Here is a 16,206-nt window from a genome sequence, read left to right as displayed (position 1 = left end):
ATGAAGATCGGAACGATAGCTGCCTGGCACCAGCGCGATCTCGGAGCAATCGTCGAACTCGAGAAGTGGGAGCGTTTCTACCAGCAACAAGGCGTGGAGATCATCCCGATGAGGGGCGGCGGAATCGATGTTCCAGACGGGACACGCGTCCTCGACGAGCTCGACCCGCGAAATCCTTCGCAGGTCGCGTTCCATCGGGAAGTCCTGCGCTCTTCCCCGGATCCGCGCAGCAACGACGCCCTGTTTCGTGAGGTCGCGCGGCGTGGTCTTGCGGCGTACAAGTCCATCCGCTCGGTCATCGAATCAGAGCGACTCGATGGGCTGCACGTCGACGCGCTTGCCTCATACCTGATCTCCCTCCCGGCTGCCTGGGCCGTGGCCGAACTTGCTGCAGAGGGAGTACCGATGGTGCTTCGTTCGCACGACTTCACCTGGGAGCGGGCGTACGCCTCCAACCCGTTTATCGAGTCACTCATCGGGCGGGTCCTTCCGCCGACCGGACCGTCTGTCCTACACGTGGTGAGTACCGGAAGCGCTCGTCGAGCCTTGGCGGAGCACGTGCCGGACGCGAATGCGATCGTCGCGCCGAACCTGTTCCCGGTCCATTCGACCGCAGGCCGAGGGCGCCGCTTCCGCCAGGACTTCGGAGTCCCCGCTGACAGGCTCCTCCTCCTCCAACCCACGCGATTTATCCCCACCAAGGGGATCCACCACAGCGTGCACCTCGCCCACCGACTCACCGTCGCCACCGGTCAGCCCTCCGAGATCCTGGTCACCGGAAGTGCGGCCGGCGGCACCTCTTGGAAGCCCGGAGTCGCGCAGGCCTACGCCGAAGAGGTGACCAGGCTCGCTCAAGCCCTCGGCGTCCGTATCCGAATGCTCGACGGAAAGCTCCGCAGCTATGCAAGCGACGACGGGGCAGCACAAGGAGTGCGCGATGCGTACGCCGCTGCAGACATCGTGACTTATCCGAGCATGGCCGAGGGATTCGGCAATCCTGTCGTCGAGAGCGCGCTTGAGCGCCGTCCGCTCGTCACCGCGGACTTCGAGGTCATGCTGAAGGAATTCGCGCCGCTCGGCTATCGCCCCGCAGCCATCCTCCGCGGCGATGCAACGTCGAATATCTCAAGTGACGGGTGGACTTTCAACATAGCGCTCGATCGAATCGAGGACGAGATGGTCCAAAGAACGCAGGAGGCTCTCAGTATCGAATTCGCCGGGACGGCGAACTCGAACCGCGAGCTCGTCGTGGCGGAGTACGGTGACTCACGCGCGAACCGTAATCGCTACTTCGAACCTGCCGTATCATGGTTCGGACCCACCGGTAGGTCCTAGCAGTTTGCAATCAGAAAATTCATGAGGAGAACAACATGTCTGCTCCAAGCACAAAGTTCGTGCGCCGCACAACCGACATCTCAGGTCTCCTGATCTTCGATGTGACCCGAGTTGAGGACGATCGCGGTTGGTTTCAAGAAAAGTATCACCGCGAAAAGCTGCTCGACGCTGGCTTCCCGGCAGACTTCGACGTCGTGCAGACAAGCGTCGCCTTCAATAAAGAAGGCTCGACTCGCGGTCTTCACGCTGAACCATGGGACAAATACATCTCCATCATTGACGGGGAGGCGTATGCCGCATACGTTGACCTGAGAGAAGGGCCGGGCTTCGGGCAGATGGTGACGGTGACCCTCCGACCAGATGTAGCCGTGTTCCTGCCGGCCGGAGTGGCGAACTCCTATCAATGCCTGAGCCCCCTCCACTATCTCTACGCGGTCAACAAGCATTGGACACCCGACGCTTACGATCGTTACTCGTTTGTGAACCTTGCGGACCCCGACCTCGCCATCGACTGGCCAATCCCCCTCAGTGAAGCTCTGCTATCGGCAAAGGACCAGCAGCACCCCTTCTTGCGCGATGCGGTGCCATTCAAGTCAGAGCCCTCTTGAGCTTCGACACCGCACTTGCCCCTGGACTTCAGCTCCCGCTCATAGGGTTTGGGACATGGAGGGCCGCCGACAGGGCTATTCGAGATGCGTGTGAGCTTTCGTACCAGCTCTTTGACACCGCACCGACTTACGGCACTGAGGAATCTCTTGGAAGGGCGCTGCGACGAAGGACCGACATTCAGCCGATTGTCTGTACGAAATTACCCCGCGAATCCATGGGCTTCAAGGGAAGCATCAGGTCCTTCAAGCGTTCCGCTCGCAATCTCGGTCGTGATGTTATCGACATTCTCCTCATTCATTGGCCGCAGCCGGACTTCCGTCTTGTCGCAGACAGTTGGCGGGCGATGGAGGAACTAGCAGAGTCAGGGCGGGTGCGAGCTATCGGGGTATCGAATTTCAAGCAGTCCGATCTTGACCGGCTCGAGCGGGTTGCCCGCATTCCTCCCGCGGTGAATCAGATTGAAATGCATCTATACCATCAGCAGACCGAATTGAGGCACGAGTTAGCGCAGCGCAATATCCGCGCCTTGGCCTGGTCCCCCCTCGGGAGAGGTGGGGACCTCCTCCTCAACCCAACGTTGGCATCGGTAGCCGCCGAATCGCGCGCTACTGCCTCTCAGGTAGCTCTCGCGTGGTGCCGCAGTGAGGGAGCAGTTGCCCTACCTCGATCCAATGATCGACGCAGAATCGAAGAGAATGCCGGTTCGGTGCATATCCGCCTATCCGAACGCCAGATGTCCAGTCTGTCCGAGCTCGATCGCAGACGCCCAGTGGGATAACCTCTCCCCACCAGTCGTCCAAGCAGCTGTGACGAAGGACTCGGGCGTCAGGCGTCAGGCGTCAGTCGACGCCAGCACTCTGTTCCGTTGGGTGGGGAGTGGAAGACGGAGCGAATCCTAGCCGGAAGGGTTGCCACGGCGACAATAAGCTGGGCCGTCACGACAAATATTGAAGAAGCGCCAAGGGCGCCGCTCGTTACTCCACTAAATGCACTCCCGCCGGCAGATGCAAGCAGGATCATTCTGATACGAGCTCCGGACGCTGCGCCCATCGCCCTGGCGACGTGGCGCGTTCCGTCGCCGAGGCGAGGAGCCCGGCGATCGCTTCCGCCAGACAACACCGCGGTTGCACTAGCGGCCGCCGGAAACCTTGGCCGGCAGCACGTCATGCCAACTACGGTGGCCGGGAGTCGGGCGACTCGACGGATGGCGCTATCAGACAGCCAGCCGCTTGAGAAGGAGACGTGAGTGGGCTGCTGGATGCTCGACCCCACCGATCGGATCGGTCAGGCCCGCAGAACGGTCCGCATGTACAACGGCAAAGCCGCGGCGACGAGCACTACCGATCCCAGTACGCCCAGAACCACGGACGATCCGGCTACTCCGCCGGACGCTCCCGCTACGGCGCTTCCTACGGCCGACGCGAGCAGTGAAACACTGATCCGCATGCCGGACGCAGCACCTATCGCTCCCGACGAGGCGGCGCCTTCAGTCGCCGCGGCTAGCAGCACTGCAACGGGACCCGACGCAGCGCCGATGCCGAACAGCAGGATCGCGAACGCCCACGGCACACCGGTGGTGAAAGTGCAAACGATCAGCATCAGCCCCGTTACGGCCACTACTGCTGCCAATTGAGCCACCTGGCCGAGCGGCCAACGGATCATCCCGTAGACGACAGCTCCGAGTACCTCCCCGACCGCGAGTGACGCGAAGAGTAGGCCAGACAGTTCGATGGAGCCCGTAGCTGCCAGTACACGAGGGATGACGAGCGTCATCACACCGCCGACAGCTCCGACAACGGCAGCGACTCCGAGAATTGCCATCATCGGCCCATGCAGGACGGCACGATCCGGCGGCATGCCTCTTCCCGCTGCCTTCGTCGCGATCGACGGCGTCGCGCTGGGGTGTGTGACCCGGAGGAACCAACCTGCGGCCACGATCGCGAGGAGGGTGATCGCCACGAGGGTTCCTGTGCCCCCAACCCAGGGCACCGCAGCTGTGACGAGAAGGGGACCGAAGACCAGGCCCGTCTGGAAGCAGGCGCCGAGGAGCGAGTAGCTGGCGACGCGCTGGGCTGACGACAACGTGGAACGGGCGAGCCACACGCGAACCGCCGTGGTGATCTCGGGCAGTGACGCCCCGGCGACGGCGGCGAGGGCGACCAGTGCCGACACGGACCGGACTGCCGTTGCTTCGCCGACGACCACGAACGTAATCGACGCAGCGACGAACACCGCGGTGGCGGAGACCACGGTGCTGCGCGTTCCAAGCCGATCTATCAGGTGCCCCTGCGCAGTAAGCCCGACGGCACTTCCACTGGTGAACGCTGCGCTTACCCAACCTGCCACCGCGAACGAGTCGGTCCAGCTGTGGACCGCCAGCACGACCGTGATCGGGAACATACCGAGCGGAACGGTCGCGATGAGAACCGACGCGAGTTGCCCGCGCAACTCACGATTTCGCAGGAGGACGCGATAGGTGACAGCAGCGCCCTCGTCGGTTCCTGCATTCAAGACCGGTACCGGGTGAACTGAAAAACCTTAAAGTCGCCGCTTGGACAACTCGCGCTGACACCGCCCGTGGAAACATCTGTCGATGCAGCCATCAAGCCCACTCCTTGCGTTTCGTTCGCGGGTGCGGAACCGACCCTTGCTGACACGTTGCATCGAGTGTAGCCTTCGAAGCGATGTAACGAGGGGGTTACTTTGGTCGACGCCTCATCGCCGGTTTCCGTGGCGATTTTCTGTGGATCCTCTATGGGATCGAGCCAGCTTTTCAGGAGAACTGCGGAAGAGGTTGGTCAACAATGCGCATCGCGCGGAATCAGGATAGTTTTCGGAGGCTCGGACGTCGGCCTCATGGGAGCGCTATCCGGGGCCGCCGCCGCCGCCGGAGGCGAGGTCATTGGTGTTTCACCCTCCGTTCTGATCGACTTGGAACCGCCGGCGCATGGTATCGAAATCGAGATCGTCAGTTCACTCGGAGAACGTAAGCGCCGATTCATGGAGTTAAGTGACGCCGTCCTCGTCCTTCCCGGTGGTATCGGGAGCCTCGATGAGGCATTCGAAGCGATGACAGCGAAACAACTCGGTCTCACCTCGGCACAAGTGATATTCCTCAACGTCGGTGGGTTCTGGGATCCACTCAAGGTCCTCCTGGATCATCTACGGCATAACGGCTTCGTCGCAGAGGACCGCCGTTTCGAGTTCCCCGAAGACGTGGTGTCGGCCTTCGACATCATCGAAAGGGAGACGAATTCGTGACATCACCGCTGCTGCTCTCCTACTTGAACGTCAGCAACGCATCCAACCTCGAAGCCGACAGCGGGTTCGTCTTCCAGGAGGCCCTGCTCGCCAGTCTTCGGCAGCTCGGGTGGAAGACGGTCCTCATCGGCCCGCCGGGCATCTCGTCGGTGTCGGGCTCCGACACCATCGAAGTGCCCTACCCGGAATCGAAGTACGGAGCCAGGTTCGGCTTCCCGTGGGACGCCCTCGCCAACGAGCTGCAGCGGGTGGGCGCCGTCGATGCGCTACTCGTCAACCAGCCAGAACTCACCGTGCCGTTGCAAGCATTAGTCGCTTCGACGTCCGGGACGCGACCACGCACGGGCGTGTACTTCCACTACATCCCCGTAGAGAGGATCACCGAGGCGGGAGTTGAATGGGACCCGAGTCTGAACCAGCACGACCTCGCGAACCCCATCTGGTCGAGACAGGTCGAAGCGGCCGCTTGCGCGGACGTCGCAATGATTGGCAGCCAGTGGGGCGCGTCCTGGTTTCAGCGGGCCGCCAAGAGTACCGGAACTGAGGCGGTGGACTTGGAGGTAGTACCTCCACCGGTGACGGTTCTGCAGCAGCCCGAGGAGCACTCAAGCCTCGTATCCGTCGTCTACAACCACCGTCTTTACGACCACTACGGCACACCTGAGATGCTGGACTGGCTTGAGGTACTCCACTCTCGACGCCCCGGTCGATTTGAAGTCGTCTTCACGAACCCGACCGGTGAGCGGTCTCTCGAGCGGCGTCGTCTCGACCCAAGCATCGATGAGGCTGTGGAGCGGATCAATGCCCTCCCGTTCGCCCGGGTATCGGAGGCCAAGTCGCGGGAGGAGTACGCAGGTCTGCTCAAGCAGTCGCATGTCGGCCTTGGTCCGCTGCGCAACAACGCACTCTGGAACATGTCGATCGTCGACGTCATGGGCGCTGGGAGGCCCGTCGCAGCACCAGCGCGAGGAGCGTTCTCGGAGATCGTCGGGGACTCGGACCTCCTCTTCGACGACCTCGACTCGTTTCTCGAGGTCATGAAGAGGTTGATCGACGACCGCGAGCACCGATTGAACAAAGGGCAGGCAGCCCTCGAGCGAGCGGCACGCTGGTCGCCCGCCGAGATCGCGGACCGCGTTCATCATCTTCTCGACCCGCGTATCGGGCACTGACCTGCGCGGCCGGCGAACGCTCCGAGCGGTAAACCGACGCGGCGCTGGCCGCCGCTCGCGGCGTCACGATGACACCCCGACCCCAGGAGGTAACCATGCCCGTCCTCCTTGCGTGCATCATCTACGAGCGTCACGCTCGAGTGTGATGTCTCCGTCTCAACCCGGACGCGAACGGCGCCGGTGACAAGGTCGGCGACCTCGCTGCATCCGGTGGTGGTCCCGCCGATTGAACGAGCGGTTGAAGGTGCCTATGGCACCTCGCCGGTCGGGGCGCCCGTCCGGGACCCGCCGGCTGGCGCGACCGCGACGCGAGGCGGGTCGTAGCGGTCGCGTGCTTGGGTGATTCGAGAGACACGCGGCACACGCTGCACCCCAGACGCCCGTGCACATTACGGTCTACCCTTCCGGCCAGCCAACCGTGCACGTAGAGTCAGCTCACCACACGACAACGGGGAGTTCGGGACTGCTGCAGCTCTATCAGTACGGCACCACCGTCTGGCACAAGACCTATCATGTCGACCGGCAGAGCGACGAAAGCTTCAACAACTACCTAAAGAAGCACCACCACATTGACGACCCAAGCCGACGGCTTATTCGCGGCATCGCAGCCCAGCAGCTCTTCATCGGCATCATCGCAGCCGTAGCAAACATGAACCGCATGCTGAAGTGGCTGCACGACCTCGAGCGGTGGCGCGCGAAAACCGGCACGAGACAGCTCAAACCACCGCCAGGGACCGAGAACCCCCGCAAGCCGAAGCTTCCACGCAGACGCGACCGCCTCGGACTATCCCGCTACGGGTCTCATCCCCCGCCGTTAGAAGCGATGGACACGCCCCCTCCGTGGGGTGGAGGCCAAGAGTAAGCCGCGACCGAACCGCATCCGTGGGACCGGTCACTGCGCTGCCCGGAAATCGGCAAGTGAACCCTCAGCACTGCCATCTCGACACTCAGAAGCGGTCTCTGCGGGCGCTGCCGGTGCCGTGTTCGGAGATCCGGCTGAACCAGGGCGCTCAAAGCCCGAACCAGGCTGCCGCGAGCCCCATAACGACGAAGAACCCTCGGGAAAATCCGAGGGTTCTTCGCGTTCGGGCTGCCCTGCAAACCAAAACGGGGTTGGTCTGCAAATGGCCCTGTGGCGGTACCGGTGGGATTTGAACCCACGGTGGAGTTGCCCCCACACATGTTTTCGAGACATGATCCTTCGGCCGCTCGGACACGGTACCGGGAAAGAGTTTACACGATCCGGGAGGCCCGTGATGACACCCCGGGTCGGCTCCCCCTCCACAGGCGGTCAGCTGCAGGGCTCTCCCCACACCCACAGGTCCTCCTCGTCTCCGGCAAGACCGGCGGGCGTACCGTCCACGGCATGAGATCCCGCACGCTCATCGCACTCCTCACCTCCGTCGTCGGCAGCCTCGGCGTCGTCGGTGCCGCAGCCGTCGGTGCCCGCGCCGGCGTGAAGGGCCAACGGGCAGCGGCGCAACGGGTCGTCGACATGCTCCCGATCCACGCCGACTGGTGGCGGGAACGACAGCAGCACGAGGGGCAGCTGCTCTACGTGGCGATCGGTGACTCGGCAGCGCAGGGCGTCGGTGCGACCGCACCCGGCCGCGGTTACGTGGGGCTGCTCGCACGGCGCATCCGGCACCGCTCCCACATGTCGGTACGGGTGGTGAACCTCAGCGTCTCCGGCTCGACCACGTGGGGCGCGAAGCGTGATCAGCTGCCGAAGCTCCGGCACTACGCGCCCGACATCTGCACGGTGTCGATCGGGGCGAACGACATCGCCGACTTCGATCCGGACAAGTTCGAGCGGAACATCCGGGCGATCTACGGCGCGGTCCCGTCGCACGCCGTGGTGGCCGAGCTGCCGTGCATGTTCGTGCCGGACCGGGAGCGCAAGGTGGCGGTGGCGAACGAGATCGTGCACCGGGTGGCCGACGAGTTCGGGCTGACGGTGGCACCGCTGCACACCATCACGAAGCGCGTCGGGGTCCGCCGCACCTTCTTCAACAGCTACGGTGACCTGTTCCACCCGAACGACCGCGGCTACGAGGTCTGGGCGAGCGCGTTCGAACCGGCGGTCGACGCGCGGGTCGACACGGTGGCGGCGATCCGGCACTACCTGTCCGTGCGCGAGGCCGAGAACCTCGGTCGTGAAGCCGGGGCGGTGGCGAACGCCCGCGCCGAACAAGACACCGACGGCGCCGAGGCGCTCGACCACGCCTCGCGCCAGGGTCCGGGGCCGGTCGAGCGCCTGCGCCACCGGATGACCGGGTCGATCGCGGTGCCCGACGAACGAGACCGGTCGGACGAACCAAGCGGACCAGACGAGCCGGGCGACCACGCCGGTGATGTCGGCCGTACGGCCTAGCCTCGACGACATGGCGCGCCCGCAGTCCCTCTACCGTTGCACCGAGTGCGGCTGGACCAGCATCAAGTGGGTCGGCCGGTGCGGTGAGTGCCAGACCTGGGGCACCGTCGAAGACAGCTCTGCGGCGTCGGCGAGCACCCGCGGAACGTCAGCGGTCGCCGTCACCGGTGCCCGGGCCGCGCGACCGATCACCGAAGCCCGCGGCACCTCCGTGCAGCGCTGGCAGACCGGCATCGGCGAGTTCGACCGCGTCCTCGGCGGCGGCGTGGTGCCGGGTGCCGCGGTCCTGCTGAGCGGCGAGCCCGGCGTCGGCAAGTCGACCCTGCTGCTCGAGGTCGCCTCCCGAGCCGCAGCCTCGGGCAAGCGCGTCCTCTACGTCAGCGCCGAAGAGTCCGTCGACCAGGTCCGACTCCGTGCCGAACGCACCGGGGCGATGCACGACGACCTGTACTTGGCGAGCGAGGTCGACCTCGGCGTGATCATCGGCCAGATCGACCAGGTCCAGCCCGACCTGCTCATCGCCGACTCCGTGCAGACCATCTCGTCGAGCTCGATCGACGGCATCGCGGGTGGCACGTCACAGGTGCGCGAGGTCGCCTCGACCCTGATCCGCATCGCGAAGGACCGCGCCCTGCCCGTCCTCATCGTCGGCCACGTCACGAAGGACGGCACGATCGCCGGCCCGCGGCTCCTGGAGCACCTGGTCGACGTCGTCTGCCACTTCGAGGGCGACCGGCAGACCGCACTGCGCTTCGTCCGGGCGCTCAAGAACCGCTTCGGCCCCACCGACGAGGTCGGGTGCTTCGACATGGGCGGCGACGGCATCCACGAGGTCCCCGACCCGAGCGGCCTCTTCATGTCGAAGAACGCCACCCCGGTGTCCGGCACCTGCGTCACCGTCGCACTCGAGGGGCGTCGTGCGCTGCCGGTCGAGGTGCAGGCCCTCATCGTCCCGAGCTCGGCGCCGCAGCCACGCCGGGTCGTGAACGGTGTCGATGCCTCGCGCGTGGCGATGCTGCTCGCGGTGCTCGAACGCCGCGCCGGTCTCAAGCTGTCCGACGCCGACGTCTACGTGTCCACGGTGGGCGGCATGAAGCTCACGGAGCCCGGCGCCGACCTGGCGATCGCACTGGCGCTCGCGAGCGCCGCACGAGACCGTCCGTACCCGCACACGCTCGCAGCCGTCGGCGAGATCAGCCTCGCCGGCGAGATCCGTCCGGCCACGGGCACGAAGCAGCGCGTGAACGAGGCCACCCGCCTCGGGTTCACGACCGTGCTCGGCTCGGACTCCGGGCACCTGCGCGAGGCCCTGCGTGTGGCGTTCTCGATGACGCAGTCCCCACGCGAACGCGAGCTCGACCGCGCGTTCTGAGCGGCTACGCGCGCAAAGCGGCCAGCAGGTCCGCCGGCGCGGCCTGCATCGTGTGCGGGCCGGCGATGTCGAAGAACACGCCCTCGAGCATGTCGAGGTGGGCGGCCAGGAACTCCTCGAGCCGCGGCCCGTCGTAGACCATGACCTGCCGGATCTTCTCGTCCGGCACCATCGCCGTGTAGGCGTCCGCCGACGAGAACAGCAGCAGGATGCGCTTGTCCGACCCCTCACGGCCGAACACCCGCACCTGCATGTCCTTCTTGCCGGTGACGAGTCGGGGGACGATCACGATGTCGTGGCGGAGCGCGAACGCCACCGCAGCGACGTCCTGCTTCGCGAGGGCTTCCTCGAGCTGTTCGCTCCGGAAGCGCTGTTCCTTGTCTGCCATCAGCTCAATTCCACCAGATTTTCGTCGTTCCGTGACGCACGGGTAGCCAGTCGGCCCAGAGCACGCTAGCCTGATGGGACCGCTTCGGCGGCGCTCAACGTCCGGGCGAGGTGGTTTGCCCCTCAACCCGGGCCCCAGGGTCACTGGCCGACAGGCCTGGCCCCGAACCCGTCCCGCCGGCACCTGCCCGCGTGGCGCATCACCCCCGTCGACGTACGTCGGGGTCTCCGTCGGTGCATCTGCACCTTGGCGGAAGCAAGAAAGCTAAGGAAACGCCATCATGGCATCTACCGGTACCGTCAAGTGGTTCAACAACGAAAAGGGCTTCGGCTTCATCGCCCCGGACGACGGCAGCGCTGACGTCTTCGCGCACTTCTCTGCGATTGCTGGCAACGGCTACAAGTCGCTCGAGGAGAACCAGAAGGTGGAGTTCGACATCACCGAGGGCCGCAAGGGCCCGCAGGCGGAGAACATCACCGTCCTCGGCTGATCACATCAGCTTGAACAGGCCCCGTCGTCTTCGGACGACGGGGCCTGTTGCTGTTCCCGGCGCCCTGCTCGGCACAGGCCAGCCGGAACCGCGAACCGCGAACCCGCCACCTACTGCAGGATGAACTGCACCGAGGTCTTCGACTCGAGGTTCCCGACCCCGACCTGCAGGTGGTAGCTCGCGCCTCCCGCGGTGACCGCCGGCCGTGACGAGTCACACGTCGACGTGGACGAGCGGGTCCGGTCCCAGGCGATCGCCGGGGTCGTGAGCGTCTGACCGGACTTGATCGTGACGTCCTGGTTCGTGCCGCCGGTCTGGCAGTCCTTCGACGACCAGTACTGCTCCTGGCCCGAGCTGATCGTCAGCACCTGCTGCGCCGATCCGAGGTCCAGGTGGCAGGAGTTCGTGCCGGAGTTCTTGATCGACATCGCGATCTTCGGGTCCTCGGTGGGGCCGTACGCCGACTTGTCGAGCACGGGGGTCAGGACGATCTGGTCCTTCGTGCAGGTCGAACCGTCGGCAGCGGCGGGCTTCGACGCAGAAGCCGAGGCGGAAGCCGACGGCTTCGGCGCAGCGGACCGCGAGGACCCAGAACCGGACCCAGAACCGTCGGACGATGCGCCGCCAGCAGACCCGGCACCAGCAGAGGCCGACGCACTCGGCGCCGCCGACGTGGCCCCGCTCCCCCGCCCGACGACGATGAGCACCACGAACAGGACGACGACCAGCAGCGCCCCGAGCGCGAGCGCGCGGCGGCGCCAGTAGACGACCGGCTTCTCGGGCCCGACGGGGTGACGCAACGACGACATGCGCACAGGGTAGACAACGGCGCGGGCCGCACACAGCCACCCCGCCGGGCGGCACGGGAAAGCGTCAGAGGTTCTTCAGCATGCGGGTGTTACCGAGGGTGTTCGGCTTGACCCGGGCGAGGTCGAGGAACTCCGCGACCCCTTCGTCCGACGAGCGGACCAGTTCGGCGTAGACGTCCGGTGAGACGACGCTCTCGCCGATCTCCAGGTACCCGTGCTTCGCGAAGAAGTCGACCTCGAAGGTCAGGCAGAAGATCCGGGCGACGCCGAGTTCACGGGCGTCGTGCTCGAGCGCCTCGAGCATCCGGTGGCCGACGCGCTTGTGGATCCACTGCTCGTCGAGGGCGAGCGTGCGCACCTCGGCGATGTCGTCCCAGAAGACGGCGAGCGCGCCGCACCCGATCGGGGTGCCGTCGGGCCCTTCGGCGATCCGGAACTGCTGGATCGAGCCGTACAGGGCGACGTTCTCCTTGCCGAGCAGGATGCGCCGGTCGACGTAGGGGGCGATGAGCCGCTGGATGTGCGGGACGTCCGAGGCGAGCGCCGGACGCACGAGGATCCCGTGGTCGTCGCGCTCGTGGAACGCGTGCTTGCCGTGCTCTGTCATCCGCCTCACACTACTGCGCCGCGACGGACGGACCCGCATCCGCCGAAGCCGCAGGGGGACAGCGCTGCTGAGTGCCGCCCAGGTCGATCGGCCTACCGTCCGGGGTATGCCTCAGATCATCGAAACCGTCGACGTCAACGTCCCCGTCCGCCAGGCCTACGACCAGTGGACCCGTTTCGAGGAGTTCCCGCACTTCCTCGACGAGGTCGAGAAGATCGTCCAGGTGGACGACAAGACCACCGACTGGACCGTGAAGATCGCCGGCCAGGAGCGCGAGTTCCGGGCCCTCATCACGGAGCAGCACCCCGACGAGCGTGTCGCCTGGACCGTGAAGGACGGCGAGACCGACCACGCTGGTGTCGTCACCTTCCACAAGCTCTCCGACGCCGAGACCCGTGTCACCGTGCAGATCGACTGGGAGCCCTCCGGCATCCTCGAGAAGCTCGGCTCGGTCGTGGGCGTCGGCGGCCACGCCGTCAAGAAGGACCTGCAGAACTACAAGGAGCGCGTCGAGAACGCACCGACCCAGCCGGGCTGGCGCGGCGACGTGCAGGCGTAGTCCGCACCACACGACGGACGGGAGGCGCGGTGCCAGCTGGCACCGCGCCTCCCGTTCGTTCGTCCCCCGTTCGGCATCCCCCCATCGAAATGCCGACCTGACGAGCGAGCGCGAGCCTGGCAGAGTGGTGACACCGGCCGACGCGCTGGATCAGTTTTATCATGTCTGAGACAGATGTGAGAGTGGGGACACGTGATCGAGTACAACGACGACGACGCACACCGTCGGGAACTGTCGCGCAAACTGCAGCTCCTGATGGACGTCGTCGAGGCCAACTCGGGCCAGCGACCCCCGTACAAGGAGATCGCCGCCGAGATCGAGGCGCAGGGTGCGTCGATGAGTCGACCGCGCTGGGGCTACATGCTCGGCGGCAACGGTCCGGCCGTCCGAGACCAGCGACTCCTGGCCGCCCTGGCGACCTACTTCGGCGTCCCGGCGGAGTACCTGACCGACGCGGCCGGAAACACGGACGTGCCGGAGCGGGTGCAGGCGCAGCTGGAACTCGTGCTCGAACTCCGCAAGCGCGAGGTCGTCGCGTTCGCCACCCGGCGTCTCGGCGAGTTCGCCTCGGCGGACGAGATCCGCGACTTCACCGACCACCTGCGTCGCGTCGACGAGTCGGGCGGCACCCCGTGAGCGGGTACCGTGACCGCTTCGACGCCCTGCGTCGGCAGACCGAGGCCCGTCGCCGCGTGCAGCGCCTCGGGCTCCCCCGTCGGCTGTCCCTGCCGGAGCTGACCGCCCGTGCCGAGGCGGCGCTCGGCAAGCCGATCCTCGTGCGCACCACGGAGCTGCCGGGCGACCTGTCCGCGCGGCTCATCCAGCGCACCGACCACGCCCTGCTCGAGACCCGCCCCGGGCTGTCCGAGCGCTCCCGGGTGGCCTGCGTGCTGCACGAACTCGCCCACGTGTTCATGGACGACACCGGCTGCGACCACCAGGCGTACACGGGGCTGCTCAGCGGCCGGACGGCGTTCACCCGCTCGCTGGACACCCCGCACGAGCAGGCCGTCGAGCTCGTCGCCGATCAGCTCGCGCTGCGGATCGGGCTGCTCGACCCCGAGGGCCAGCCCGGGATCTTCCGGTGACGCGGTGACGCTGCACGTCTGGGGGTCGATCCCGGTCTGGCTGATCCTGGCGGTGCTGGTCGCCCGGCTGCTCCTGGTGCGCACCCAGTCGGCCAGCGTCACCTGGCTGATGGTCTGCTGCAGCTGCGTCGCCGTCGGGCTCACGATCAACCAGCCCGACGTCACGACGTTCCTCGCCGGTGTGACGCACGTGCCGAACATCGCCGACCTGATCGGCCGCTGCCTGATGGTGTGCGGCATGTTCGCCCTCGCGCAGTCGGTCGAGGCCGCCGCACGCTCCGCCAAGCTCCTGCGCGCCAGCCGCATCATCGGCTGCGTGCTCGTGCTCGTCGCCCTCGTCGTGCTGTTCAGCTTCATCGACGCACCGACCCCCACGGCGCAGTTCATGGTGGCCTACGGCGACCAGCTGCCGACCGCGCTCTACTCGGCGGTCGAGATGACCTACATCGCCATCGTGATCGCCCGGTCGGCCGTCGCCGTGCTGCGCGGGTTCCGGAGCGGTGACGGGCTCGGCCGCCTGTACTGGCTCTTCGTCGTCGGTGCCGCCGGCCTCCTGCTGCTCGCCGGCATCGCGATCGCCCTCGACGCCGTGCACGTCGCCGGCGCCGACGGTGCGGTCGGGGTCCTGTCGAAGCTCTACACCCCGGTGTTCCTCGGCTCGATGGTCCTGCTCGCCATCGGCGCGGCCGGCGGGGTGCTGCCCGACGCCGCACGGGAGTTCCGCGACTGGCGGGCCGCCCGACGCCGGTTCCGCGTGCTCGAACCGGAGCTCCGGCGGCTCGAGACGGCATCGGGCAACACCGGGCTCTACTTCACGATCGTGTGGCAGCGTCGCCAGTGGCGGAGTCGGCAGCACCGACTGTCCGTCGAGATCGAAGACCGCGCGCGCGAGGCCGGGCAGGACGTCCCGGCCGCTGCGACGCTCACCACGGCACGACTCAGGGAGATCACATGACCGGCGCACGCATCACGGCACTCGGTACCGCGGCAGGAGCGGTCGGCACGCTCGGACTCGGTGCCTTCGTCGCACGGCGGCTGCTGTTCCCGACGCCGTACTCGGCGACCGCCACGGTCCGCAGCGCCACGGACACCGAGGTCGAGCTGACCGCCACCCGCGACACCCGCCTGCCGGGCACCTACGACCTGCAGCGCGACGACACCAGGGTGCAGGTCGGCGCGATCACCACCGCGAGCACGGCGACCGGGACCCGCAGCGACGGTGACACCGTCCACCGCAGCGTCACCGCCCCCGTGGCGACCGGTGCGTGGGGCTGGGACGCCCTGCGGTACGACGGACCGGACGACGTCCCCGGCACCGAGCCCGAGGCCGCCACGACCCACGTGGTCCACGTGCACGGCCAGTCCCTCGGCCCGCGCCAGGTCCTGCGCGGTGTCGGCGTCTGGCGTTCGCTCGGCGCCTCGTCCGAGGTCGTCGACACCACTGACCTGCCGCTCCGCTCCCTCGACGGCGGGGCACCGGACCGCATCGTCGCCGCCGTCCGCGCCGCCCGGGGCCGTGGTGCTCAGCGCGTCGTGCTGCAGGGCTGGTCCGCCGGCGCGCTCGCCTGCTCCGTCGCCGCCGCACGCGTCGACGTCGACGGACTCGTGGCCGTCTCGCCCCTGCTCGACGTCGCCTCGGCACTCCGCGGAGCCGTCCGGGGCGCGCACCTGCCCGCGTTCGTCGGCACCGTCGCCGCCCGCATCGCGACCACGAACGTGCTGTCGCGGCTCGCCGGGGCCCCGACTCCCGTCACGACGACCACCTGGCAGGACTCGTCGACACCGACGCTGCTGATCCACTCCGAGGCCGACGCCCTTGTCGCGGCCGACGACGTCGCCGACGCCGCGCAGCAGGGCGCCACCACGGTCACGTTCCGCACGGCACCGCACACGCTCGAGTGGAACGAGGACCCGGAGCGCTGGGAGCGCGCCGTCCGCGACTTCGCCGCACAGCTGCCCGACGCCGCCTGACGCCACGGGCGCCCGCCCGCACGGACGACCGACACCGTCCCCGAACGTGCAACGGCCCCGGTCTGCGAACAGACCGGGGCCGGCTGCGTCTCGATCCGTTGGGGGGAACCGATCGAGCGCGACGCGCGAGGAGTTGGGGGGAACGTCTCGCGCGTTGTCATCACAGTACCC

17 protein-coding genes and 1 tRNA gene are annotated in these 16,206 nt (G+C 66.8%); 13 read left to right on the top strand and 5 right to left on the bottom strand.

The window, feature by feature from the left end; translation table 11 throughout:
* Genes DEJ29_RS01040 through DEJ29_RS18345 form a run of 3 tightly spaced genes read left to right on the top strand, consistent with a single transcriptional unit; the run spans position 1 to position 2,722 of the window.
* The gene (locus DEJ29_RS01040; RefSeq protein WP_111095863.1) at positions 1 to 1,335 is read left to right on the top strand and encodes a glycosyltransferase family protein; all 1,335 of its coding nucleotides are present in this window, start codon (positions 1 to 3) and stop codon (positions 1,333 to 1,335) included.
* Positions 1,336 to 1,370: 35 nt separating this feature from the next.
* Entirely contained in the window at positions 1,371 to 1,943 is a 573-nt protein-coding gene (locus tag DEJ29_RS01035; protein WP_111095862.1) for a dTDP-4-dehydrorhamnose 3,5-epimerase family protein, read from the top strand.
* Positions 1,940 to 2,722: an aldo/keto reductase gene (locus tag DEJ29_RS18345; protein WP_181438273.1), complete on the top strand. Its 783-nt coding sequence runs from the start codon at positions 1,940 to 1,942 to the stop codon at positions 2,720 to 2,722. Before DEJ29_RS01035 ends, DEJ29_RS18345 begins: the two co-directional genes overlap by 4 nt.
* Before the next feature lie 506 nt (positions 2,723 to 3,228).
* On the opposite strand, the gene DEJ29_RS01030 is transcribed toward DEJ29_RS18345, so the two are convergent.
* Entirely contained in the window at positions 3,229 to 4,455 is a 1,227-nt protein-coding gene (locus tag DEJ29_RS01030; RefSeq protein ID WP_146248399.1) for an MFS transporter, read from the bottom strand.
* Between the two features lie 219 nt (positions 4,456 to 4,674).
* Between DEJ29_RS01030 and DEJ29_RS01025 the strand changes: the two genes are divergently transcribed.
* On the top strand, positions 4,675 to 5,205 hold the full coding sequence (locus DEJ29_RS01025) for an LOG family protein (protein ID WP_258376024.1): 531 nt from the start codon (positions 4,675 to 4,677) through the stop codon (positions 5,203 to 5,205).
* Positions 5,202 to 6,377 carry a glycosyltransferase family protein gene (locus DEJ29_RS01020; protein ID WP_111095858.1) on the top strand — a complete coding sequence of 392 codons (1,176 nt, stop codon included), beginning with the start codon at positions 5,202 to 5,204 and terminating at the stop codon, positions 6,375 to 6,377. The genes DEJ29_RS01025 and DEJ29_RS01020 overlap by 4 nt, the downstream gene beginning before the upstream one ends.
* A 1,133-nt stretch (positions 6,378 to 7,510) precedes the next feature.
* Here DEJ29_RS01020 and DEJ29_RS01015 read toward each other — a convergent pair.
* Positions 7,511 to 7,600: transfer RNA gene (locus DEJ29_RS01015), tRNA-Ser, on the bottom strand.
* A 143-nt stretch (positions 7,601 to 7,743) separates the two neighbouring features.
* Here DEJ29_RS01015 and DEJ29_RS01010 point away from each other — a divergent pair.
* Together DEJ29_RS01010 and radA are read left to right on the top strand one after the other, a co-directional pair.
* Positions 7,744 to 8,751 carry an SGNH/GDSL hydrolase family protein gene (locus DEJ29_RS01010; protein ID WP_111095857.1) on the top strand — a complete coding sequence of 336 codons (1,008 nt, stop codon included), beginning with the start codon at positions 7,744 to 7,746 and terminating at the stop codon, positions 8,749 to 8,751.
* 10 nt (positions 8,752 to 8,761) lie between these two features.
* On the top strand, positions 8,762 to 10,123 hold the full coding sequence (gene radA, locus DEJ29_RS01005; protein WP_027467076.1) for a DNA repair protein RadA: 1,362 nt from the start codon (positions 8,762 to 8,764) through the stop codon (positions 10,121 to 10,123).
* A gap of 4 nt (positions 10,124 to 10,127) precedes the next feature.
* On the opposite strand, the gene DEJ29_RS01000 is transcribed toward radA, so the two are convergent.
* Positions 10,128 to 10,511: an SseB family protein gene (locus DEJ29_RS01000; RefSeq protein ID WP_017887661.1), complete on the bottom strand. Its 384-nt coding sequence runs from the start codon at positions 10,509 to 10,511 to the stop codon at positions 10,128 to 10,130.
* Between the two features lie 280 nt (positions 10,512 to 10,791).
* Between DEJ29_RS01000 and cspE the strand changes: the two genes are divergently transcribed.
* Entirely contained in the window at positions 10,792 to 11,001 is a 210-nt protein-coding gene (gene cspE, locus DEJ29_RS00995) for a transcription antiterminator/RNA stability regulator CspE (RefSeq protein WP_017887662.1), read from the top strand.
* Between the two features lie 110 nt (positions 11,002 to 11,111).
* Here cspE and DEJ29_RS00990 read toward each other — a convergent pair whose 3' ends face one another.
* On the bottom strand, positions 11,112 to 11,810 hold the full coding sequence (locus DEJ29_RS00990; protein ID WP_111095856.1) for a hypothetical protein: 699 nt from the start codon (positions 11,808 to 11,810) through the stop codon (positions 11,112 to 11,114).
* Between the two features lie 64 nt (positions 11,811 to 11,874).
* Complete coding sequence (locus tag DEJ29_RS00985; protein WP_071245253.1) at positions 11,875 to 12,417, bottom strand: amino-acid N-acetyltransferase; 543 nt, start codon at positions 12,415 to 12,417, stop codon at positions 11,875 to 11,877.
* A gap of 106 nt (positions 12,418 to 12,523) precedes the next feature.
* Here DEJ29_RS00985 and DEJ29_RS00980 point away from each other — a divergent pair, with 106 nt between their 5' ends.
* The 5 genes from DEJ29_RS00980 (at position 12,524) to DEJ29_RS00960 (ending at position 16,035) form a co-directional block, all read left to right on the top strand.
* Entirely contained in the window at positions 12,524 to 12,976 is a 453-nt protein-coding gene (locus tag DEJ29_RS00980; RefSeq protein ID WP_071245255.1) for an SRPBCC family protein, read from the top strand.
* A gap of 192 nt (positions 12,977 to 13,168) precedes the next feature.
* Positions 13,169 to 13,612: a hypothetical protein gene (locus DEJ29_RS00975; protein ID WP_111095855.1), complete on the top strand. Its 444-nt coding sequence runs from the start codon at positions 13,169 to 13,171 to the stop codon at positions 13,610 to 13,612.
* Positions 13,609 to 14,064, top strand: coding sequence for a hypothetical protein (locus tag DEJ29_RS00970; protein ID WP_071404519.1), 456 nt, complete (start codon positions 13,609 to 13,611; stop codon positions 14,062 to 14,064). The genes DEJ29_RS00975 and DEJ29_RS00970 overlap by 4 nt, the downstream gene beginning before the upstream one ends.
* A gap of 4 nt (positions 14,065 to 14,068) precedes the next feature.
* On the top strand, positions 14,069 to 15,019 hold the full coding sequence (locus tag DEJ29_RS00965) for a hypothetical protein (protein ID WP_111095854.1): 951 nt from the start codon (positions 14,069 to 14,071) through the stop codon (positions 15,017 to 15,019).
* Complete coding sequence (locus tag DEJ29_RS00960; protein WP_111095853.1) at positions 15,016 to 16,035, top strand: alpha/beta fold hydrolase; 1,020 nt, start codon at positions 15,016 to 15,018, stop codon at positions 16,033 to 16,035. The genes DEJ29_RS00965 and DEJ29_RS00960 overlap by 4 nt, the downstream gene beginning before the upstream one ends.
* Positions 16,036 to 16,206: the final 171 nt, after the last annotated feature.

The sequence above is a fragment of the Curtobacterium sp. MCPF17_021 genome, assembly GCF_003234605.2.
GTDB classification, from domain to species: domain Bacteria; phylum Actinomycetota; class Actinomycetes; order Actinomycetales; family Microbacteriaceae; genus Curtobacterium; species Curtobacterium flaccumfaciens.
The sequence above is the reverse complement of the archived record's forward strand: the minus strand, read 5'-3'. Positions and strand labels throughout refer to the sequence as shown.

Bases quoted from the DNA above. Each gene is read 5' to 3' on its own strand.
- DEJ29_RS01035 (WP_111095862.1), top strand. From the start codon at position 1,371: ATGTCTGCTCCAAGCACAAAGTTCGTGCGCCGCACAACCGACATCTCA.
- cspE (WP_017887662.1), top strand. From the start codon at position 10,792: ATGGCATCTACCGGTACCGTCAAGTGGTTCAACAACGAAAAGGGCTTC.
- DEJ29_RS00990 (WP_111095856.1), bottom strand. From the start codon at position 11,810: ATGTCGTCGTTGCGTCACCCCGTCGGGCCCGAGAAGCCGGTCGTCTAC.
- DEJ29_RS00960 (WP_111095853.1), top strand. From the start codon at position 15,016: ATGACCGGCGCACGCATCACGGCACTCGGTACCGCGGCAGGAGCGGTC.
- DEJ29_RS00985 (WP_071245253.1), bottom strand. From the start codon at position 12,417: ATGACAGAGCACGGCAAGCACGCGTTCCACGAGCGCGACGACCACGGG.
- DEJ29_RS01010 (WP_111095857.1), top strand. From the start codon at position 7,744: ATGAGATCCCGCACGCTCATCGCACTCCTCACCTCCGTCGTCGGCAGC.
- DEJ29_RS00980 (WP_071245255.1), top strand. From the start codon at position 12,524: ATGCCTCAGATCATCGAAACCGTCGACGTCAACGTCCCCGTCCGCCAG.
- radA (WP_027467076.1), top strand. From the start codon at position 8,762: ATGGCGCGCCCGCAGTCCCTCTACCGTTGCACCGAGTGCGGCTGGACC.
- DEJ29_RS01040 (WP_111095863.1), top strand. From the start codon at position 1: ATGAAGATCGGAACGATAGCTGCCTGGCACCAGCGCGATCTCGGAGCA.
- DEJ29_RS01000 (WP_017887661.1), bottom strand. From the start codon at position 10,511: ATGGCAGACAAGGAACAGCGCTTCCGGAGCGAACAGCTCGAGGAAGCC.